The following is a 20,980-nucleotide window of genomic DNA, read 5'->3' as shown; positions in this document are numbered from 1 at the left end:
AGCGCTTCGCTTCGTCCCCCCGAGAGGTCGGGGTCACGCAGAACGTTATCCGTGTGGCTTGAGTGAACCCGGGCATGATCCTCTCGGTCGCCGACGCCGTGTTCAGCCGGCTCCCGGTGGAGCCGTCCGCGCTGGGCACCTTCTTCGATTCGGCTCTGGAGTTCCTGTTCGGGTTCCTGATGGTGTATCTGGTCGCCCGGTACGCCGTCAAGCCGGTGCTCCGGTGGCTGCTGAAGTACCGACGGATCGTCGTCGAGCCCGCGGTCCGCCAGCTCGTCGTGCAGGTGGTGGAGGTGACCGGGTTCATCGTCGGGGTCTGGGTCGGGCTGCACTTCGCCGACGCAAACAGCATCATCACCGGCACCGCGACCATCATCTCCGCGGGGACGCTCGCGGTCGGCGTCGCCTCGCGGGACATCATCTCGAACCTCACCAACGGCCTGTTCCTGATCGCCGACCCGCAGTTCGAGGTGGGCGACTGGGTCGAGTGGAGCGACAACGAGGGTATCGTCGAGGAGGTCGGGATCCGCGTCTCCCGGGTTCGCACCTTCGAGAACCGCACCATCGTCGTCCCCAACTCCGAGTTGGGCAACAGCGCGATCACCAACCACAACGACAAGGACCGGATCAAGGTGGTGGTCCCGATCGGCGTCGGCTACGACGAGGACCTGGAGATCGTCAAGCGCGTCGCCGTCGCCGAGGCGCTCAAGATCCCGAGCGTGATGAAAAACCCCATGCCGGGAGTCAGCGTCACCGGCCTCGGCGCCTCGTGGGTCGACATGAAACTCGCCGTCTGGATCGACACCTCCGACCACGACACGATGGTCGAGACCCGCGACGACCTCGTCTCGCGGATCAAGAGCCGCTTCGGGAAAGAGAACATCTCGATGCCCTACGAGACGACCGCGATCGCGGGACAGATGCAGGTGGCGAACATCGACTCGGACAAACTCTCCCCCGAGGAGGAGACCAAGATCGACCACCACTCCGAGGTCGAACTCCCCGTCGACCCCGAAACGCTCGACGCCGAGCGCAAGAAACAGGACGTCGGCGTCGCCGAAACCGTGACCGAGACGCTGGAGGAGGCCGTGGACTTCGACGACGGCTCGGGCGCGAAGACGGAAACGAAGGGGAGCACGCAGAACGGCCACCAGAAGGAGAACGGCCAGCAGCGAAACGGCAACGGCGAGAAGAGAAAGGAGGCGACGCAGGACCTCAGCGTCGGTCAGGAGAAACCCCAGCAGGCACCGGCCCCCAAGGGCTCCAACGGCAACGACGCCCCCGACCCGCCCGACAAGGACGAAGACGAGGACGGAAACAACTGAGCTACGAGTCGCGGGGCGCCACCAGCGGGCCGTCGTCGCGGGCTGCCATGCTCAACACCGCGTCACCCTCGTAGGCGGCCAACCCCTCCTTTCGACCGATGACGTAGCCGTCGTGCTCGGCTTCGACCGTGTCCAACCGCTCGCCGGCGGCGGTGGTGATGTCCGCGACGACCTCGCCTTCCTCGACGACATCACCGGCCTCGACGCGGTGGCGGACCAGCCCGGCCGTCTCGGTCCGCGGGCCGCGGAACCGCCGGACGGGGAAGTCGACCGGCGACTCGAAAGAGCCCGGTTCCGCGACCTCCTCGGGCCACTCCTCCAGCATCCCGAGTTCGTCCATCACGCCGTAGGCGGCGGCGACGCCGGCCTCGCGGGTGGACTCGGTGACGACACTGTGGCCGCCGAGTTCGGTAGTGAACGCCGGGATACCCGCGGCGTTACAGACCGCGCCAGCGGTCGATCGCTGGAGCGCCTTCTCGACGTACTCCTCGGCGGGGTACTCCGTCAGCAGCGGGAGGCCGGTCGCCTCGACGAGCGCGTCGAGGTCCTCGGCCAGTTCCTCGGCCTCGTCCTCGGTCCGGCGCTCGCCGTAGAGCACGCGGTCGCGGATGACGAACGGGAAGGAGTTCACGCCGGCGGTGTGGTTGTCGATCAGCGCGTCGGCGGAGTCGACGATGGTGTCGTAGAGGCGCTCGTCGATGCGTTCCTGCACCTCGGCGGGCTGGTCGGAGTCGCTCTCGGGGTCGGGGAACTTCCGGTTCGGGTCGTCGTTGCCGTAGTAGGACTGCCGGGCGTTCCGACGCAGGCCGGCGGGGTTGACGACGGGCACGGCGACGACGGCGCCCGAAATCCGCTCGGGGAGGTCCTCGCGCATGGTGTCCTGCGTGACCGCGACCCCGGTGGCCTCGTCGCCGTGGACGCCGCCGGTGATCCAGAGCGTCGGGCCGTCTTCCTCGCCGTTGGCGACGATGACGGGCAGTCGTTCGGGGACGCCCGTCGGGAGGTCGGTGAGTTCGAGGTGGCCGCGGGCCAGTTCGCCGGGTGCCGCAGTCGCGGTGCCGATATCCATGCCCGAGGCTGTGGCGGGGCGGGGGAAGAAGCTACGGCTCTGGCGGCGGTTGCCGGGAGTCCCGATCAGACCAACACGCGCTGCAGGCTCACGACCTCGCCCGATTCGGCGTCGGGGTCGCCGACGAGCGTCCCGAGACAGACCGCGCTACCGTCGGGCGTGTAACACGCCAGCAGGTCGTCGTCGCCCGGTGAGAGCGCGGCGGCTGCGTCGTCCACCTCTATCACGCCCGGCGCGTAAACGGGCGCACCCTGCGCGACTTCTACGGCGGCGCTCGGGGCAATCGTGACCGACGGGAGGTGCTCCATCGCGCGCTCGGCGGGCGCGACGATCTCCCGGAGGTACTCCTCGAACTGATCCTCGCGTGCCCACGCGAGGCCGTCCGCGAGATCGTGGAGGGTGACGAGGTCGGTGTCGTCGAACGGGTCGGTGGCGATCCGGCGGAGGTGGCCCATGTGCCCGCCGGTGCCGAGCGCCAGCCCGATGTCGTGACAGAGCTTGCGGATGTAGGTGCCGCTCTCACAGCGGATCCGGAGCAGCGCCTGCCGGTCTTTCAGTTCCAGCATATCGAGTTCGTAGACCTCGCGGGAGCGCAGCCGGCGGGAGACGGCGCTCTTGCGCGGGGGCTTCTGATACACGTCGGCCTCGAACTCCGCGATAGTCGCCTCCGTGTCGGTCGGCGGCAGCCCGTGGATCTCCAGCACCGAGATGTACTCCTTGGCACCTTCGAGGAACACCGGCGCGAGCCGGGTGGCGTCGCCGAGCATCGTCGGCAGACAGCCGGTGACTTTCGGGTCGAGCGTGCCCGCGTGGGCCGCCCGGTCGACGCCGACGAGGTCCCGGACCCACGCCGCGACCTGGTGGGCCGAGGGGCCGGCGGGCTTGTCGAGGTTGACGACGCCGAAGTTCAGCAGGGCGTCGAGGGAACGCTCGCCCGGGGGGTCGCGGAGTGGGTCGCTCACGGTCAGAAGTCGTAGCGGACGCCCTCGACGGGCTGTTTCCCCTCGTCGTGGTCGGGGTCGTAGCGCTCGACGGCCTGCGTCAACAGGTCCGGGACGGTCATCTCGCCCCACCGGGCGGTGTTGAACGCGGCGTCGTAGATGGTGAGGTCCTCGATGTCGATATCGTAGAGTTCCAGATAGCGCTTGGCCTCGCTGCGTTCGCGGCGCTCGGTGGCCGATCGGGCCTCCTCGACGGTCTTGTCCTCGCGGCTGGCGATGCGCTCGGCGCGCACGTCCAGCGGGGCGTCGAGCCAGAACCGCAGGTCCGCGTTCTCGGCCGCGAGCCAGCCCGCGAGCCGTGACTCGAGCAGCACGTCGTCGCGCTCGGCGGCGATGGTCCGCAGTCGCCGGTCGAGGTCCTTGTCGATCTGCTCTTCCTCCTCGGCGAGTTCGTTGAACTCGACGGGGGTGTAGCCCCGCTCGTCGGCCAGTTCACGGAAGATATCGCCGCCGCTGATGTACTCCAGGTCGAATCGCTCCGCCAGCAGTTCCGCGTTCGTGCTCTTCCCGCTGCCCGGCGGGCCGGAGACGGTGAGTAACATAGCGCTACTCGCGTGTAGAGGGGGAAAATCGTTGCCGTTCGCGGTCGGGAGCGGCAGTGGCTGCACGGCGAGCGGGGGCGGCAGGTGGCAGCGGGCGGCCGGTCCAGCACGTCGCCAGCGCTTTGGCCGCCCCGGTCCACCGGCGAGCATGAACGTTCCCGACTCCGTCTCCGCCGCCCTCGCCGACCGCGACGTCGCCGGCCGGGTCTGTCTCGAAGCCGGCGCTGGCGTCGGCAACGCCACCGCGGGCCTGCTTTCCGCCGGCGCCGAGCACGTCTACGCCGTCACCGACCGCGCCGACCACGCCGACGGCGTCCGCGAGCGGTTCCCCGACGAGGACCGCCTCGAACTGATCGAGGCCGACCTCCGGGAACTGGCGCTGCCCGACGACAGCGTCGACGTGATCACCGCCCACGCGCTGTTCAACGTCCTGCCCAACGACGCCGCGGCGCCGATCGCCGCCGAACTCAGCCGAGTCGCCGCCCCCGGCGCGACGCTGGTCGTCGACGACTACGACCCGATGCCACCCGACTCGCCGGTCCGGCAGCTGTTCGCCGTCGAGAACGCCGCCGCCGAACTCGCGAACGCCCGGGCCGCGCTGACGTTCTACCCCGACGACGGCCTGCGGCGCCTCTTCGGCGGCCACGGCTGGGAGCACGACCGCACCACGTCGATCCTCGAACCGGTGCCGTGGAGCGAGGGGCACCTCACGGCCCACACCGCGGAGGTTCGGGGCTACGCGGGGTCGCTGCCGGACCCGATCGGGAAGCCGCTCGTGAACGAGGCCGAACGGCTGGCGAAGGCGACCAAGCGCAGCGACGAGGGCCGGATGTACAGCGTGGCGATGACGCTGCCGGAGTAGGACGCTTCGACGGGTGAGGTGTACCGGCTTTTTGACCACGGGGGCGCTATCCCGGGCTAATGAGCACCGACCGGAAGCAGTCCGGCTTCAAGCAGCGAACCCGGGTCGACGACGCGCTCGCGGCGCTCCGCGACGCCGTCGACCCCCACGGCCGCGCCGAGGAGGTCCCGCTGGCCGACGCAGACGGCCGCACGCTCGCGGCGACGGTGGCGTCGCCCGCGGACGTCCCCTCCGCCCCGCGGGCGGCGATGGACGGCTACGCGGTCCGGGCCGAGGACACCTTCGGCGCCGCCGACCGCTCGCCGGAAGTCCTGCGCGCCGTCGACGCGGAACCGACCGAGGGCACCGTGGGCCACGGCGAGGCCCTGCGGGTCCACACCGGCAGCGCGCTCCCCGAGGGCGCCGACGCCGTGGTGATGATCGAACAGGCCGAGGCCATCGCCGACGAGGTCGAGGTGTTCGGCGCCGTCGCCGAGGGCGAGAACGTCGCCGACGCCGGCGAGGACGTGAGCGAGGGGCAGCACCTCTACGACCCCGGCCACGTGCTTCGACCCTCCGACCTCGGCCTCCTGAAGTCCGTCGGACTCACCGAGGTTCCCGTCTTCGAGCGACCCCAGGTGACGGTGATCCCGACCGGCGACGAACTGGTCCAGGCCGACCCCGGCCCCGGCGAGACAATCGAGACCAACGGCCTCACCGTCGCGCGGTTCGTCGAGCGTTGGGGCGGCGAGGCGACCGAACTCGCGCCCGTCGAGGACGACGAGACGGCGCTGGAAGAGGCGATCCGCTCGGGTCTCGACGGCGACCTCGTGGTCACCTCCGGCGGCTCCTCGGTCGGGCAGCGTGACCTGCTGCCCGAGGTGCTCGAAGAGCTCGGCGAGATCGTCGTCCACGGCGTCGCGCTCAAGCCGGGCCACCCGTTCGGCTTCGCGGTCGTCGAGGACACCCCCGTCCTGATGCTGCCGGGCTACCCGGTGGCGACCATCGTCAACGCCGTGCAGTTCCTCCGGCCCACGGTCAAGCGCTTGACCGACGCGCCGGTACCGCCACACCCGACGACGGAGGCGCGGCTGGAGCGCAAGATCGCCAGCGAGCCCGGGATCCGGACGTTCGCCCGCGTGCGGCTGGAGCACCACGAGGGCGACCCCGTGCCGACGGCGACGCCGACCCGCGTCTCCGGGTCGGGCGTGCTGTCGAGCGTCGCGCTCGCCGACGGCTGGGTCGTCGTTCCGGAGGCCTCGGAGGGGATCGATGGCGACGAGATCGTCGCGGTGCAGCACTGGGAGGGCGACCGATGAGCGACCGGAAGGAGTTCCGCGACCTCGCCGAGCCCGCCGAGGCCCACGAGGCCATCGCCTCGCTGGATCTCGAACCCGAACCGGAGACCGTCGAACTGGCCGAGGCGCGCGGCCGGATCCTCGCCGAGCGCGTCGACGCCGACCTCGACGTGCCGGGCTTCGACCGCGCGTCGATGGACGGCTACGCGCTCCGGGCGAGTGACACCTTCGGCGCCGACGAGGCCGACCCGGCGATCCTCGAACTGGTCGGGGAGGTCCACGCCGGCAGCGAGCCGGACGTGTTCGTCGGCGAGGGCGAGTGCGCCGAAATCTCGACGGGCGCGGTGCTGCCCGACGGCGCCGACGCCGTCGTGATGGTCGAGAAGACCGCCGAGGCCGGCAGCGAGGGGGAAGCGATCGAGATCCGCACCTCCGTCGCCCCCGGCAACAGCGTGATGCCCGCCGGCGCCGACATCGCGGCCGGCCAGCGCGCGTTGGGGCCGGGAACCGAACTGACTTCCCGCGAGATCGGTCTGCTCTCGGCGCTCGGGCGGGACGAGATCGAAGTCCGCGGCCAGCCCACCGTGGGGATCGTCTCGACCGGCGACGAACTGGTTCGGCCCGGCGAGGAACTCCACAGCGACGCCGGCCAGATCTACGACGTGAACAGCTACACCATCGCCGCTGGCGTCGAAGAGGCGGGCGGCGAGGCGAAGCTCTACCCCCACGCCGGCGACGACATGGCCGTGATGGAGGAGGCACTGACGACCGCCGCCGAGGAGTGCGATCTGGTGCTCTCTTCGGGGTCGACGTCGGCGTCGGCCGTCGACGTGGTCTACCGCGTGATCGAGGAGCGCGGCGAACTGCTGCTCCACGGCGTCTCCGTGAAGCCGGGCAAGCCGATGCTCGTCGGCCGGCTGGAGGAAAGCGCCTACGTCGGCCTGCCGGGCTACCCCGTCTCGGCGCTCACCATCTTCCGGACGTTCGTCGCACCGGCGATCCGCCGGGCGGCCGGCGTGCCCGAGCCCCGAACCGCGACCGTTGAAGGAACCCTCGCGGCCGAGGAGCGCTACACCGAGGGTCGCACCCGGATGATGCCGGTCGGGCTGGTCGAGAACGAGGCCGGCGAGACGCTGGTCTACCCCGTCGACAAGGGCTCGGGCGCGACCACGAGCCTCGTGGAAGCCGACGGCGTCGTCGAGGTCGACGCCGACACCGAGTACCTCGCTGCGGGCGAGACGGTCACGGTCACGCTGTTCTCCCCGAGCGTCCGCACCCCCGCGGTGCTCGCGTTCGGCGAGGACGACCCCGCGTTCTCGCGGCTGCTCGACCGCCTCCCGTCGAGTCGGTTCCTCGCCGTCGGCTCCCGTGAGGGCCTGCGGCGACTGCGTGACGGCCTGCCAGACGCCGCCGTCGTCGCCGGCCCGGTCCGGCGCGAGGTGGAGTCGGTCGGCCTCGGCTCATGGGAGCGCGAGTGGGGGCTGATCGTCCCCGACGGCAACCCCGAGGGCGTCGACGGCTTCGGCTCGCTCGCCGACGCTGACCTGCGGTTCGTGAACCTCGATACGGCCACGGGGCTGCGGGCCAGCGCCGACGCCGAACTGGATCGACTCGCGGCGGCCCGCGATACGGACGCCGCGGCCCTGCAGGACGCCATCGACGGCTACGAGTTCACGCTGAAGGCCCACGAGAGCCCCGCACGGCGGGTTCTCGACGGGAAGGCCGACGCCGGGTTGGGGCTGCGCGCGACCGCCGAGAAACTCGGGCTCGGCTTCGTCCCGGTCGACACCCAGACCGTTCGGGTCCGGGCCAACCCCGAGCGCGTCGAGAAGCAGGGAGTCCAAGACCTGAAAGCCGCACTCGCCGGGATCGACGAGCTGTTCGCCGACCTGCCGGGGTTCAGCGACTCGTGACCGTGCCCTCACGCCGACGGACACTCCGGCTCGGTGGCGGCGGGCTGCTCTCCGGCGTGCTGGGGCTGCTCGCCGGTTGCTCGGCGCCCGGCAGCGGCGGCACGGCGACGCCGGCTGGTGAGCGGATCCTCGCGCTCGGGGACTCCTACACCGTCGGGACGAGCGTGGCAAACGAGGACCGCTGGGTGAACGAACTGGTCGAGAAGCGTCGCGAGGCGGGACACACCGTCGCCGACCCGCGCGTGATCGCCGAGAACGGCTGGACGACGGGGGACCTGAACGAGGCGATCGATAAGGCCGAATCCGGGGTCGGCCTCGCCGACGAGTACGACCTCGTCACCCTCCTGATCGGCGCGAACAACTGCTTCCAGAGCCAGCCGCCCGGTGAGTTCGGGCCGAAGTTCGCCGACACGCTTGAGCGAGCGGTCGGGTTCGCCCCGTCGGCCGACAGCGTCGTCGTGATCACCGTGCCCGACTACACGCTCACCCCGGTGGGCCAGCAGAACCAGCCGGGCGAGCACGGGAGCCGGCTGACGGCGTACAACGACATCATCGAGCGGGAAGCCGAGGCCGCGGGAGCCCGGCTCGTCGACGTGGTGCCGCCGTCGAAGGAAGTCGTCGGGAGCCCGGAACTGATCGCCGAGGACGACCTCCACCCGGCGGCCGAGCAGTACGACCTGTGGCTGGAGCTGATCTACCCGGTCGCGGCGGCGGCGCTCGACGCTTAGCCGCCGAGGACGGCGTCGTCGAGGTCGGTGAACCGTTCGACGCGGTGGTCGGCGAGCACGCACTGCCCGCGATTGTCGTGGCCGTGGCGCTCGACGTGGACCGCGTCGAGGCCGGCGTTCCACGCCGCGCCAACGTCGCTGGGGCCGTCGCCGGCCAGCACGCCCGATCCTGCTTTTCCGACGCCGAGTTCGTTCATCGTGTGGCGGACCGGCTCGGGGTCGGGCTTCCAGCCGAGGTCGTCCGAGCAGGTCACGAACGCGTCGAAGCGCGATCGGAGGCCGAGGTCGTCGACGACGCGGTCGGCGAGGAACGGCGCACAGTGGGTGACGACGCCGACCGGGACGCCAGCCTGGTCGAGGTCATCGAGGAGGGCAGCGGCGTCGTCGTGGATGTACGTCGCCTCGGCGCGGGCGCCGGGGTCCTCGGCCTCGTGGAGGGCGGGCCAGAAGGTACCCGGGTCGAGCCCCATCGCCGCCAGTTTCTCGCTACGGGGGCCGCCGAGGCCGTGCCAGAGGGTCTCGACCTCCTGGTCGGTGAACGACCGGCCCAGCCGGTCGCCGACGGCCTCGAAGACCTCGTAGCGGTAGCGCGGCTCCACGTCGACGACCGTACCGTCGAGGTCGAGGAGCCAGAAGTCGTACATGGACGGGAAGTAGCGGGTTCGCGGGTAAGTGCTTTGCTCCGCTCAGACCGCATCCGCATCGACGACGTGGACCGAGGAGCCGAGGTACTGGTGGAGCACCTGATCGGTGCTGTCGGCGTTGAACCGCGAGAGGTCCCGACCGATCTCCTCGCGGAGCGCGTCGAGGTAGGCCTCGTCGGCTCGAAGCTCCGAGAACGAAAGCGAGACCACCTCGACGCCGAGCCACTCGCTCACGCGCTCCCGGAGCGGCGCCTCGTCGCCGATATCGCCGTGCCAGAGCCGGTCCCGGAAGAACAGCCAGTCGATGCGCTCGGGGCCGGGTTCGACACCGGGCGGCGGCGCGAACAGTCGGAGCGTGGTCTCGAAGCGGTCCGGATCGAGGGAGGTTCCGCCGGCAGGGACTCGGAACACCGCCGAGAACGTGTACGCGGCCTTCATCGGCGCCCCGCCGGGGGTCGACGGCGCCGGGTCATCAGTACGCGTCGTTACAGAGCGCGGCGAGTCGGAGGTCCTTCTCGGTGATCCCGCCGGCGTCGTGGGTGGTGAAGCGGACCTCCACCTCGTCGTAACGCAGGACGATCTCGGGGTGGTGGAACTCCTCCTCGGCGATCTCGGCCACGTCGGTGCCGAAGCTGACGCCGCTGAGGTAGTCGTCGAACCCGTACACTCGCACGATCTCGTCGCCGTCCTGCTCCCAGCCGTCCGGGAGCCGGCCGTCGAGTTCGTCCTCGTCGAGTAGTTCGGCCATAGCGGGGTAATAGGGGCCGGAACACCAAAAAGCTCGGTCGGGACGGGGCGTTACTCCCCGGCGGCTTCGTCGACGGCGCCGGGGGCGCCCTCGGCGTCGCTGGCGTCGAACGTCGGGTCGAACAGCTCCATCGCGGTCCGAATGGTCGTCCAGTCGTCCTCGCCGGCGGCCTCACGGAGGCTCCGGGTCGGGGGAGCGAGCAGGTGTGAGACAAGCGAGTCGGCGAGCGCCTCGACGGTCTCGCGCTGGTCCTCGTTCAGGTCGCCCTGCGCGTCGAGTTTGGTGAGCGCGCGGTCGAGTTCGCGGCCCTTCATCCGTTCGGCGCCCTCGTACATGCCGCGGATCGCCTCGTCGGCGCGGGCGCGCTTGAACGAGGAGAGCAGGCGTTCGTGTTCGGCGTCGATCATCGCCTCGACCTGTCGGGCCTCGGCGCGTCGGCGCTCGTGGGCGGCGTCGGTGACGGCTTCGAGGTCGTCGATGTCGTGGACGACGACGCCGTCGATGTCGGCGGCTTCGGGGTCGATGTCGCGGGGGCGGGCGATGTCGACACAGACGGTGTCGGCGCCGCGGAGTTCGGCGGCGTCGAGCACCGGGTCCGGGGAGCCGGTGGCGGCGACGACAACCGTCGCCTCGTGGGCGGCGTCGGCGGCCGCCTCCAGCCCGACCGCGTCGGCGTCGACGCTCACGTCCTGTGCGACGTGTTCGGCGTTGGGAACGGTTCGGTTGGCGACGATCAGGCGCTCGACGCCGGCGCCGGCGAGCGCACGGGCGGCGAGGGTGCCCATCTCACCGGCGCCCAACACGAGCGCCGTGGCCTCGTCGAGGTCCGCTTCCCGTGCGGCGAGTTCGACCGCGGCCGACCCCATCGAAACGGTTCCCTCGTTGATGGCAGTCTCGGTCCGGGCGCGTTCGCCGACGTGGACGGCCTTCAGCAGCGCTTCCTCCAGTACCGGACCGAGCGTCCCGTCCTCGCGGGCGCGCTCGATGGCGTCCTTGACCTGCCCGATGATCTGGTCTTCCCCGAGAACGAGCGACTCCAGTCCGGAGGCGACGCGCATCAGGTGGCGGATGGCCCCCTCGTGGTCGAGGCGGGTCACCGCGCCCTCGCGGACCTCCGGGGCGAAGTCGGACAGCGCCGCCGCGCCGTCTGCGGCCGTGTCGGTGACGACGTACGCCTCCGCACGGTTGCAGGTGGCGAGTACGACGCTCTCGGCGACGCCGTCGCGGGCGGCCAGTCGGGTTGCGGCCGCACTCGCGTCGGCTGGCGCCGCCGACTCCACCTCCTCGACGGTGGCGAGCGTGTGGGAGACACTCACCCCAGTGATCACTCCAGTCACGGGACTCTCTCGGCGAAGGTAACCCGGGCCCGGGGTAAAAGCTTCCGAATACGGCGAGGGAGCGCGTTTCAGGGGACGAGGGTGACTCGGTCGACGTCGTCGAGCGCCGCGAGGTCGTCGGCGAGGTCCTCCTGCTCGACGCCGGCCTCGTAGTAGAACACCAGATCGAACGTCCCCGAGCGCAGGAGCTGTTGACACTCCCAGACGAAGGCGTCGTCGGCGAGGGCCTTCCCCTGGAACTGGTTGGAGGCGAACTCGTCGGTGTCGTTGCCGGCGTAGATGTAGCTCTCCCCTTTGTCGGCGTGGTCGGCGATCACGTCGTTGATCGCCACGGTGAGTTCGTGCATCTCCAGGTCCTGCTCACCGCCGAGGTCGGTGTGGACGATACAGCCGACGAGTTCGATGTCGCCGGGTTCGAGCAGTCGCTTCGCCCGCTGATAGAGGTCGTCGTCGACGGCGTCGGCCATGCGCGACGTGTGGGCGGCGGCGATTTACGGGTGGCGGTTTGCGAACGGGAACGCGGCGACGGCCGGCCGTGGTGGCGGAACGACAGCGCGGCAACGGCCGGCCGCGGTGGCAGAACGGCAGCGCGGCGACGGCCGGCGGCGCTGGCGGAACGGCAATGGGCCACCGGCCGCCCCCGATGTCGGAACGTCACCGCTGGGCCACGCGAAAGGGCTATCCGGCCGCCGCCGGAACTACGAGTGATGCGAACCCGGTACGTGATCGCGGCGCTCCTCCTGATCCCGCTGGCCGACGCCATCCTGCTGGTGTTCGTCGCGGGAGAGATCGGTCCGGTGCCGACAGTGCTGTTGGTGGTGTTGACCGGCCTGATCGGGATGCTCCTCGTGCGCGCCGAGGGCCGACACACGCTCGCTCGGATACAGGAGAAGGCCGCCCGCGGTGAGCCGCCGACGAACGAACTGCTCGACGGCGCGCTGTTGATCGCGGCCGGCGCGTTCCTGCTCACCCCCGGCGTCGTGACCGACGCGATCGGCTTCCTGCTGGCGATCCCGCCGACGCGTTACCCGATCCGGTCGGTGCTCAAGCGCTACGTCGTGATCCCGCAACTCGACAAGCAGACCAACGGCTTCGTCACCGGCGGCGTCTGGACGAGCGGCTTCCCGGACGGCGACGGCGGCGTCGGCGACGCGAACGGCAACCCCTTCGGCGGGAACGACGACCCGTTCGACGGCGGCGAGTCCGATCCGTTCGGCGCCGGGAGCGACGACGAGGCGGCCGACGACGTGTACGACGTCGGCCCGGACGACTACCGGACCAAAGACGAGTAGAGAACCGGCCGCGGGCACCGGGATAGCGAAGAGAAAGCCTTAACAGATGCGCCAGCCAACGAAGGAATGCGCTCACCTGGGCCAATAGCTCAGTTAGGTTGAGCGCTCGGCTGATAACCGGGAGGTCCGCGGTTCAAATCCGCGTTGGCCCATCCAATTCACGCGAATTGGGCTGACTCCCCAGCCACCTAACTTCGGTCGCTAACTCCCGAGAGCGTTCTCTCGCGATCGTTCAGCGTCGCGTGCTACCGTACCTCTACCGTCCGGTCCTCGCGGATCGGCGCGAGCGGGAGTTCCGGGAAGCTCACTTCGACGACGAACCGGAGTTCGTCGGCGTCGGCGCCGAAGACGGGCGCCGGAACGGTCTCTTCGTCACCCAGATACGCCGTCGTCTCGGTCATCTCGGTGCCGTTGACCGTCACGCGAACCCCCGCACGGGCGCCGCCGCCGGCGTTGCGGACCGTCAGTTCACACATCTCGTTCTCCCCCATGGCGATGGTCTCGGGGAAGTCGCCCCAGTCGACGGAGAGCAGCGGGAGGTCCCGCGCGGCGTCGACGACCCGCTCGGCGACGCTCGCGGAGAGTCCCGCGTTCGTCAGCGCGTTCGCGCCGACGTCGACCACCCGTGTCGGCGAGGTGAAGCCGGCACCGGCGAGGGTTTCGGCGCGGCCGGCGCCGACGCCCTCGATGGCGGTCAGGCCCACCGCCTCGCGGGGGACGCCGTGTTCGACGCGCGCCTCCATCCGGCGGACGAGGTTCGCGGCTCGGGGGCCCGCGAAGGCAGCGGCGAACTCCCGCAGCGCGGCGAGCAGGCGCAGCGCGTTCTGGCGGATGATCCACGCGTCCGAGCGGAGTTCACTCGGCGTGCGGCCGTCGGTGGCGGCGTGGAGAATGGCGAGCACCTTGCGGTTGCCGTCCTCCAGGTTCGTGTCGACGCCGGCGCCGTCGAGGGCGCGGTCGATGGCGTCGGTCTCCGACTGGCGGGCGGAGACGGAGTCGAACTCGCCGGCGGCGGCGACGGCTTCGAGCACGTCGTCGCCGGTCAGCCGGTCGCGCTCGCAGGTGTCGCGGAAGCCCTCGGCGGTGTCCAGCCGGAGGTAGTAGTTCGAGGCCAGCCGGCCGAGCGTCGTCGCCTCGACGCCGAGGTCCTCGTCGGTCTCGACGAAGCCGGAGTCGACGAGGCTTTCGACGGTCCCGCGCACGCGCTCGCGAAGGTGTTCGAAGTCGTACTCGTCGGGTTTCGACTGTGCGCGGACGTAGTAGAACGTCGTCTCGACCCACGACATCACGTCGTCGAGCCCCTGGATCGTCCCCATCGCCACCTCGGCGTTGAGGTGGGTCTCGATCTCGTCGGCGAGCGTCGACTCGATCTCTTTCCCCTCCCGGAGCAGGCGGCGGTACTTGTCGGCCTCCTCGGCGTCACAGACGACCCAGCCGTAGCCCACGTCGTCGTAACCCGGCCGGCCCGCCCGGCCGAGCATCTGGAGCACGTCCAGCGGCGAGATGTCGACCTCGCCCTCGAGCGGATCGTGGTACTTCGTGTCGCGGATCACCACACAGCGGGCGGGGAGGTTCACCCCCCACGCGAGCGTGGAGGTCGAAAAGAGGAGTTGGATCTTCCCCTCCTTGAACCACTGCTCGACGAGGTCCTTGTCGTTCCGGGAGAGGCCGGCGTGGTGGAAGGCGACGCCGTCGACGACCGAGCGCCGCAGCGTCTCGTTCTCGACCTCCTTGGCGGCGGTGTGGAAGTCGTACTCGCCGCGAGAGCCCATGTCGATGTCCCACTCGGTGGTCTCGTCGCGGGCCTTCTCGGCGGCGCGGACGGTGTCCTGTCTGGAGGAGACGAACACGAGCGACTGGCCCTCCTCGCTGATGTGGGGTTTCGCGAGGTCGAGGGCGCGGTAGAGCCGTCGGTACTTGTCGGCGAAGGAGTTCTCGCCGTGGCGGTAGGTCTTGACGCCGGTTTCGAGGTCGACCGGGCGGTACTCGTCGCCGAAGGCGAACGTGTTCTCCGGCGGGGCGTCGAGCCACTCGGCCACGTCGCCGACGTTGGGCATCGTCGCCGAGAGGGCGACGATCCGGGGGGCACAGAGTCGGCGGAGCCGCGAGACGGTCACTTCGAGCACCGAGCCGCGCTTCTCGGAGTCGAGCAGGTGGACCTCGTCGATGACGACGCAGTCGACGTCCGTGATGAAGCCGTAGCGGGCCGACTCGTGTTTCCGGGTGGCTGAGTCGGTCTTCTCGGGGGTCATCACGAGGATGTCCGCCCGTTCGGCCCGGCGGGGGTCGAGGTCGCGCTCGCCGGTGACGACGTACACCGAGTAGCCCAGTTCCTCGAACCGGTCCCACTCGGCCTCCTTCTCGTTGGTCAGCGCCCGCATCGGCGCGATGAACAGCGCCGTGCCGTCCTCCCGGAGCGCCTTACAGATGGCCAACTCCGCGAGGGCGGTCTTACCGGAGGCGGTCGGCGCGCTGGCGACGACGTTCTCGTCGGTGTCGAGCAGTGCGGGCAGCGCCTCCCGCTGCATGGCGTTGAACGACTCGAAGGCGAACGCCCCGGCGAACTCGGGGACGACGTCGGCGACGCGGGCCGTGGCGTCGGAGCGCTGAGACACGACCCCAACCGGGGGGGCCACGGAGAAAGAGGTTTCCTTCGCCTACGCGCGCGCCTGTTGGGTGGCCTCGCCGGGCTTGACCGGCTTCTCGGTCAGGCTTCCCTCGGGGAGCCGGTTCCGGAGCTTTTCGCGGCCCTGCTTCGGGCTGTAGTCCTTACCGCGGTAGTGTCTGAGCGCGGTCAGGGGGTTGATCGCCGAGTACTCCCAGTGGGCGAAGCAGTCGGTCCCGCCTGTGTCGCGCTCGAAGGTCATCACGTGGAGCTGTTTGGTGGCGAACAGGCTCTCCCGGTACACCCACGACCCCGCCTCCTCGCGGCCGTCCGGGAGCGTCTTGTACGCCGAGAGGGGGTTCCGTCGGAAGCCGTGTTCGTAGAGGAACGACTCGGCGTCCTCGGCGCTCATGTCGAGGGTGCCGGCGTACTCGTGGTAGCCGACGGTGTAGGCGGCGTAGCCGATGTTCAGGGCGCGGCCGGCCCTGTCGAGCAGCGGGATAGCCGTCCCGCGGACGAACTCCCAGAACTCCGTCTCCGGGCCGCGACGGCCCTTCTCGGCCTGATAGAGGGTGATCAGCAGGAACGTGCCGGCGACGACCGGCGCGGCGTACCGAACGGGGTTGTTCGTGACCGTGGAGACGATGTGCTCGAACATGGTGCGCGTTGGCATCCACGGCACACGAGAGAGCAATAAAGCTGACACCGGGGTAGCGGCCCGCTCACGCTAATCCGCGGCCGTCGCGGTATCGGCGGCGCGGCGCATCAGCCCGTCGCTCGTCGCGTAGCGGAAGTACGCCGCCAGCCCCAGCGCGGCGACGACGTTCGAGCCGGTGACCGCCCAGAACACCGTCACCATCGGGTCGCTTCCGAGGCCGATCCCCGGCGCGACCGAGACGCCGAAGGCACCGATGGCGACGCCCGCCGGCAGTGCCAGCACCGCGACGGGGAGGCGGATGCCCCAGTACTTCACGAGGTCGACGATCAGGCTGGTCTTGGTTCGGCGGGCGCCGTTGAGCCCCGCGAGCAGCATGTACGTCGCGCCGATGGCGGGGTAGCCGTACGCGAGGATCTCGAGGTAGCGAACCGAGAGTTCGGCCCCCCGAGCCGAAAGGTCCGGGACGAACACCGCGGCGAGGAACTCGGGGACGAGGAACTGGACGGCGCCGACGACGGCGAGGGCGCCAGCGGCGAGGGCGACGCCGATCCACGTCGCCCGGCGGGCGCGGTCGGGTCGGTCGGCTCCGAGGTTCTGGCCGACGACGCTCTGGCCGGCCTGCTGGAGACCCGTGGCGGGGACGAACGCGATCGTGGCGATGCGGGCACCGACGGTGTAGGCCGCCAGCCCCGCGGCGCCGCCGACGACCGTGACGATGGCGACGACGACCAGTCGGACCGACTGGGCCGCCAGCCGCTGGCCCCCCGCCGGGAGGCCGATATCCACCATCTCGCGGAACTCGTCGAGGTCGACCCCGAAGTCCGAGAGCGACAGCGAGATCGAGCCGTGATCGCCGGCCAGCCAGTAGAGCCCGAGCACCATCGACATCGTGTAGCCGAGCACCGTCGCGAGCGCGGCCCCGGCGACGCCGAGTTCGGGGAAGACCCAGACCCCGAAGATGAGCAGCGGATCGAGCACGAGGTTGCCGGCGATGGCCAGGAAGTTCAGGTACATCGCCGTCTTCGAGTCGCCGGCACCGACGAACCCCATCTCGACGGTGTCGCTGACGGAGACAAACGGGAACAGCAGGAGGTACGTAGAGAGGTAGGCCGCGGCCTGTGGCGCCACATCCGGCCCGGCACCGAGCAGGCGAACGATCGGCCCGGCGTTGGGCGCGATCAGCAGGGTGAGTGCGAGCCCGGCGACAAGCGCCAGACAGGCGCCGTGGAACACCGCCTTCCGGGCGCCGGCGTCGTCGTCGCCGCCGACGCGCTGGGAGACGAGCACTTGGGTCCCGACCATCGCCGCCATCAGCGGGACGTAGAGGAGTCCCATCACGGGCTGGTTCAAACCCACGGCGCCGACCGCCCCGTCGCCGAGCCGGCCGAGCCAGAACACGTCGGCGGCGGAGTTGGCGACCTGAACGAGGTTCTGAGCGACCAACGGCGCCGCGAGCAGCACCAGCGCGCGGGGGATCGACCCCTCCGTGAGGTCGCCGGGATCGAGGTCGGTCATCCTGTATCGTACGCACATTACTGAGAGGGAACAAATACTCGTCGGTACGGTAACAAGCCGCGCGTCCGGTGTAACGAACCGCACGCTTTTCACCGGCCCCGCCCCACTCCGAGCCATGAGCAGCCGCAGGCGGAAACCCGACTGGCTGAAGAGCCAGCCGCCGACGGGGCAGCGATTCGCCGACATCAAGCAGACGCTGCGCGACCGGGACCTCCACACCGTCTGTGAGGAGGCGAACTGCCCGAACATGGGCGAGTGCTGGTCGGGCCGCGACGGCCCCGGCACCGGCCCGGGGACGGCGACGTTCATGCTGATGGGCGAGCGCTGTTCCCGGGGATGTAACTTCTGTGACGTGGCCACCGGCGGGATGGACGCGCTCGACCCCGACGAACCCGCGAACGTCGCCGAGGCCGTCGGCGAGATCGGTCTCGACTACGTCGTCCTGACCTCCGTCGACCGCGACGACCTCGAGGACGGCGGCGCCGCCCACTTCGCCGAGACGATCCGGGAGTGCAAGCAGCGAAACCCCGGGACGCTCGTGGAAGTCCTGATCCCCGACTTCGGCGGCGACGAGGACGCCGTCCGGCAGATCATCGACGCCGAACCCGACGTGATCGCCCACAACGTCGAGACCGTCGAGCGCCTCCAGTGGCCGGTTCGGGATCGCCGTGCGAACTACGAACAGACCCTCGACGTGCTCGAACAGGTCGACCGCGAGTCCGACATCTACACCAAGACCAGCCTGATGCTCGGCCTCGGCGAGTACGACCACGAGATCTACCGGACCGTCTCGGACCTCCGGCAGGTCGGCGTCGACATCGTCACCTTCGGCCAGTACCTCCAGCCCTCCCGCTCGCACCTCGACGTGTTCGAGTACGTCCACCCGGACGCCTTCGAGACGTGGCGCCGGGTCGCCGAGGAGGAACTGGGCTTCCTCTACTGTGCCTCGGGCCCGATGGTCCGCTCGTCCTACAAGGCCGGCGAGCTGTTCGTCGACGCCCTCGTCCGGGACGGCAAGAGCCCGGAGCAGGCCCGGGACGAAGCCCGCGCCGCGGCGGGCGATTAGTCGGCCCGGGCGGGGCGGACCGCGCCCGTCGAGGCGGACGCACCTTCGAAGTGTGCTGACCCCGAGCGCGTCGACCGCCGGAAAGAAACCTTCCCGAACGTTCGTCCAATTCCGTTCGGCTCACCGATAGATGAGCAGTGGAACGCCGGAATTTGACGCACCTAATTCGATATTCTGAGAATATCGGCGTCGTTCTCGAAAGAACACAAGCGAGCGTGCAAGATTTCTGCCCATAGTAAACCTTTTACGAAAGCACTATACCGGCGGCGGCGGAAAACCCGACCTATGGAGCGGAGGACAAAGCCGTGAGCACGATAGAACGCGACCCCGAGAACCGGGTACAGGTGCTCGACGAGGACGGCAACGTCGTCGGCGACGTGCCGGACCTCGACGAGGAGACGCTGCGTTCGATCTACCGGGACATGAAGCTCTCCCGGCACTTCGACGAGCGGGCGGTCAGCCTCCAGCGACAGGGGCGGATGGGGACGTACCCGCCGCTGTCCGGCCAGGAGGGTGCCCAGATCGGTTCGGCGTACGCGCTGGCCGACGACGACTGGATGGTGCCGTCCTACCGCGAACACGGCGCCGCCGTCGTTCGGGGCCTCCCGTTGAAGCAGACGCTGCTGTACTGGATGGGCTACGAGGCGGGCAACGACGTGCCCGAGGACGCCAACATCCTGCCGGTCGCGGTCCCGATCGCCAGCCAGATCCCCCACGCGGCGGGGCTGGCGTGGTCGTGGAAACTGCAGGGCCACGACGACCGTGCGGGTATCTGTTACTTCGGCGACGGCGCCACCAGCGAGGGTGACTTCCACGAGGGGATGAACTTCGCCGGCGTCTACGACGTGCCGATGGTTTTCTTCTGTAACAACAACCAGTGGGCGATCTCGGTTCCCCGCGAGCGACAGACGGCCGCCGAGACGCTCGCCCAGAAGGCCGAGGCCTACGGCTTCGAGGGCGTGCAGGTCGACGGGATGGACCCGCTGGCAGTGTACAAGGTCACGCAGGAAGCCTTGGAGAAGGCCCGGGACCCCGACACCGACGAACTCCGGCCGACGATGATCGAGGCGGTCCAGTACCGCTTCGGCGCCCACACGACTGCGGACGATCCGACGGTCTACCGCGACGACGAGGAGGTCGAGGAGTGGAAGGCAAAAGACCCGATCCCGCGACTCGAGGCGTACCTCCGGAACGAGGGCATCCTCGACGACGAGGAGGTCTCCGATATCGAGGCGAGCGTCGAACAGCAGGTCGACGAGGCCATCGACGCCGCCGAGAGCGAGCCCCGGCCCGAGCCCGAGGAGATGTTCGAACACGTCTACGCGGAGCTCCCGCCGGAACTGCAGGCACAGCGCGACGCGTTCCTCGACAGCGTCGACCGACACGGGAAGGACGCGTTCTTGGAAGAATGAGCGAGACACAGAACCTCACGATCGTACAGGCGGTGCGGGACGGGCTCGCGACCGAGATGGCGCTCGACGACGACGTCGTCGCGCTTGGACAGGACATCGGCGCCAACGGCGGCGTGTTCCGGGCCACGCAGGGCCTCCAGGACGAGTTCGGCGACCAGCGCGTCGTCGACACGCCGCTGGCGGAGTCGGGCATCATCGGCAGCGCCGTCGGGCTGGCGACCGGCGGCATGAAGCCGGTTCCGGAGATCCAGTTCTCCGGGTTCATGTACCCCGGTTTCGACCAGATCGTCTCCCACATGGCGCGCTACCGCACCCGGAGCCGGAGTCGCTTCTCGCTCCCGATGGTGCTACGAGCGCCCTACGGCGGCGGCATCCGCGCGCCCGAACACCACTCGGACTCCAAGGAGGCGTTCTACGCCCACGAGGCCGGCCTGAAGGTGGTCATCCCCTCGACGCCCCACGACACCAAGGGGCTGCTGATCTCGGCGATCCGGGACCCTGACCCCGTGGTCTTCCTCGAACCCAAACTCATCTACCGCGCGTTCCGCGGCGAGGTGCCCGAGGAGGACTACGAGGTCCCCATCGGCGAGGCCGCGACCCGCCGCGAGGGCGAGGACGTGTCGGTGTTCACCTACGGCGCGATGACCCGGCCGACGCTGGAAGCGGCCGAGAACCTCGCTGAGGAGGCGGGTATCGACGCCGAAGTGATCGACCTGCGGACGGTCTCGCCGCTCGACCGCGAGGCCATCGTCGAGTCGTTCAAGAAGACCGGCCGCGCCGTCGTCGTCCACGAGGCCCCCAAGTCGGGCGGCCTCGGCGGCGAGATCACCTCCCTCATCCAGGAGGAGGCCCTGATCTACCAAGAGGCGCCGGTCAAGCGCGTCACCGGGTTCGACGTGCCCGTACCGCTGTACGCGATGGAGGACTACTACCTACCCAACGCCGCCCGGGTCGAGGACGGTATCCGCGAGGCGGTGGAGTTCTAA

20 protein-coding genes and 1 tRNA gene are annotated in these 20,980 nt (G+C 69.9%); 10 read left to right on the top strand and 11 right to left on the bottom strand.

The genetic code is table 11. The features are described from left to right. The first annotated feature begins 74 nt into the window (after positions 1–74). Positions 75–1,325: a mechanosensitive ion channel family protein gene (locus NO998_RS11485; protein WP_267647338.1), complete on the top strand. Its 1,251-nt coding sequence runs from the start codon at positions 75–77 to the stop codon at positions 1,323–1,325. A gap of 1 nt (position 1,326) precedes the next feature. Here NO998_RS11485 and NO998_RS11480 read toward each other — a convergent pair whose 3' ends face one another. The 3 genes from NO998_RS11480 to cmk all read right to left on the bottom strand — a co-directional run bounded on the left by NO998_RS11480 (position 1,327) and on the right by cmk (position 3,937). Next, entirely contained in the window at positions 1,327–2,394 is a 1,068-nt protein-coding gene (locus tag NO998_RS11480) for a succinylglutamate desuccinylase/aspartoacylase family protein (protein ID WP_267647337.1), read from the bottom strand. Positions 2,395–2,459: 65 nt separating this feature from the next. Continuing rightward, complete coding sequence (locus NO998_RS11475; protein ID WP_267647959.1) at positions 2,460–3,362, bottom strand: RNA-guided pseudouridylation complex pseudouridine synthase subunit Cbf5; 903 nt, start codon at positions 3,360–3,362, stop codon at positions 2,460–2,462. Further along, positions 3,359–3,937 (bottom strand): (d)CMP kinase, encoded by a 579-nt coding sequence (gene cmk, locus NO998_RS11470; protein WP_267647336.1) that lies wholly within the window; start codon positions 3,935–3,937, stop codon positions 3,359–3,361. The genes NO998_RS11475 and cmk overlap by 4 nt, the downstream gene beginning before the upstream one ends. A gap of 148 nt (positions 3,938–4,085) precedes the next feature. Here cmk and NO998_RS11465 point away from each other — a divergent pair, with 148 nt between their 5' ends. From NO998_RS11465 to NO998_RS11450, 4 genes are read left to right on the top strand one after another with little or no spacing between them, the layout of a single operon-like run. Next, the gene (locus NO998_RS11465; RefSeq protein ID WP_267647335.1) at positions 4,086–4,799 is read left to right on the top strand and encodes a class I SAM-dependent methyltransferase; all 714 of its coding nucleotides are present in this window, start codon (positions 4,086–4,088) and stop codon (positions 4,797–4,799) included. A 59-nt stretch (positions 4,800–4,858) separates the two neighbouring features. Then, complete coding sequence (locus NO998_RS11460) at positions 4,859–6,097, top strand: molybdopterin molybdotransferase MoeA (RefSeq protein ID WP_267647334.1); 1,239 nt, start codon at positions 4,859–4,861, stop codon at positions 6,095–6,097. Next, a complete protein-coding gene (locus NO998_RS11455; protein ID WP_267647333.1) occupies positions 6,094–7,989 on the top strand; it encodes a molybdopterin biosynthesis protein in 1,896 nt (631 codons plus the stop codon). The genes NO998_RS11460 and NO998_RS11455 overlap by 4 nt, the downstream gene beginning before the upstream one ends. 2 nt (positions 7,990–7,991) lie before the next feature. After that, positions 7,992–8,717 carry an SGNH/GDSL hydrolase family protein gene (locus tag NO998_RS11450; protein ID WP_267647332.1) on the top strand — a complete coding sequence of 242 codons (726 nt, stop codon included), beginning with the start codon at positions 7,992–7,994 and terminating at the stop codon, positions 8,715–8,717. Here the strand turns inward: NO998_RS11450 and NO998_RS11445 are convergent. The 5 genes from NO998_RS11445 to NO998_RS11425 form a co-directional block, all read right to left on the bottom strand. Continuing rightward, on the bottom strand, positions 8,714–9,361 hold the full coding sequence (locus NO998_RS11445; protein ID WP_267647331.1) for an HAD family hydrolase: 648 nt from the start codon (positions 9,359–9,361) through the stop codon (positions 8,714–8,716). The genes NO998_RS11450 and NO998_RS11445 overlap by 4 nt on opposite strands. Before the next feature lie 42 nt (positions 9,362–9,403). Beyond that, a complete protein-coding gene (gene lwrS, locus NO998_RS11440; protein ID WP_267647330.1) occupies positions 9,404–9,799 on the bottom strand; it encodes an LWR-salt protein in 396 nt (131 codons plus the stop codon). 34 nt (positions 9,800–9,833) lie between these two features. Then, positions 9,834–10,109, bottom strand: coding sequence for a 4a-hydroxytetrahydrobiopterin dehydratase (locus tag NO998_RS11435; RefSeq protein WP_267647329.1), 276 nt, complete (start codon positions 10,107–10,109; stop codon positions 9,834–9,836). Between the two features lie 50 nt (positions 10,110–10,159). Further along, positions 10,160–11,425, bottom strand: coding sequence for a glutamyl-tRNA reductase (gene hemA / locus NO998_RS11430; protein ID WP_267647328.1), 1,266 nt, complete (start codon positions 11,423–11,425; stop codon positions 10,160–10,162). Between the two features lie 89 nt (positions 11,426–11,514). Continuing rightward, positions 11,515–11,913, bottom strand: coding sequence for a DUF5778 family protein (locus tag NO998_RS11425; protein WP_267647327.1), 399 nt, complete (start codon positions 11,911–11,913; stop codon positions 11,515–11,517). A gap of 240 nt (positions 11,914–12,153) precedes the next feature. Here NO998_RS11425 and NO998_RS11420 point away from each other — a divergent pair, with 240 nt between their 5' ends. Both NO998_RS11420 and NO998_RS11415 read left to right on the top strand, forming a co-directional pair. Beyond that, entirely contained in the window at positions 12,154–12,738 is a 585-nt protein-coding gene (locus tag NO998_RS11420; protein WP_267647326.1) for an FxsA family protein, read from the top strand. A gap of 78 nt (positions 12,739–12,816) precedes the next feature. Then, positions 12,817–12,890: transfer RNA gene (locus tag NO998_RS11415), tRNA-Ile, on the top strand. 93 nt (positions 12,891–12,983) lie between these two features. On the opposite strand, the gene NO998_RS11410 is transcribed toward NO998_RS11415, so the two are convergent. From NO998_RS11410 to NO998_RS11400, 3 genes are read right to left on the bottom strand one after another with little or no spacing between them, the layout of a single operon-like run. Continuing rightward, a complete protein-coding gene (locus NO998_RS11410) occupies positions 12,984–15,353 on the bottom strand; it encodes a DEAD/DEAH box helicase (protein ID WP_267647325.1) in 2,370 nt (789 codons plus the stop codon). Positions 15,354–15,395: 42 nt separating this feature from the next. Next, positions 15,396–16,016, bottom strand: coding sequence for a hypothetical protein (locus NO998_RS11405; RefSeq protein WP_267647324.1), 621 nt, complete (start codon positions 16,014–16,016; stop codon positions 15,396–15,398). Between the two features lie 54 nt (positions 16,017–16,070). Further along, positions 16,071–17,516 carry an MATE family efflux transporter gene (locus NO998_RS11400; RefSeq protein WP_267647323.1) on the bottom strand — a complete coding sequence of 482 codons (1,446 nt, stop codon included), beginning with the start codon at positions 17,514–17,516 and terminating at the stop codon, positions 16,071–16,073. Positions 17,517–17,631: 115 nt separating this feature from the next. On the opposite strand from NO998_RS11400, the gene lipA reads away from it, so the two are divergent. The 3 genes from lipA to NO998_RS11385 all read left to right on the top strand — a co-directional run bounded on the left by lipA (position 17,632) and on the right by NO998_RS11385 (position 20,980). Then, positions 17,632–18,582, top strand: coding sequence for a lipoyl synthase (gene lipA / locus NO998_RS11395; RefSeq protein WP_267647322.1), 951 nt, complete (start codon positions 17,632–17,634; stop codon positions 18,580–18,582). A 305-nt stretch (positions 18,583–18,887) separates the two neighbouring features. Then, positions 18,888–19,994: a pyruvate dehydrogenase (acetyl-transferring) E1 component subunit alpha gene (gene pdhA, locus NO998_RS11390; protein ID WP_267647321.1), complete on the top strand. Its 1,107-nt coding sequence runs from the start codon at positions 18,888–18,890 to the stop codon at positions 19,992–19,994. Further along, the gene (locus NO998_RS11385) at positions 19,991–20,980 is read left to right on the top strand and encodes an alpha-ketoacid dehydrogenase subunit beta (RefSeq protein ID WP_267647320.1); all 990 of its coding nucleotides are present in this window, start codon (positions 19,991–19,993) and stop codon (positions 20,978–20,980) included. The genes pdhA and NO998_RS11385 overlap by 4 nt, the downstream gene beginning before the upstream one ends.

This window comes from Halolamina litorea, assembly GCF_026616205.1.
Classification (GTDB): Archaea; Halobacteriota; Halobacteria; order Halobacteriales; family Haloferacaceae; genus Halolamina; species Halolamina litorea.
This window is presented reverse-complemented; position numbering and strand designations above follow the sequence as displayed.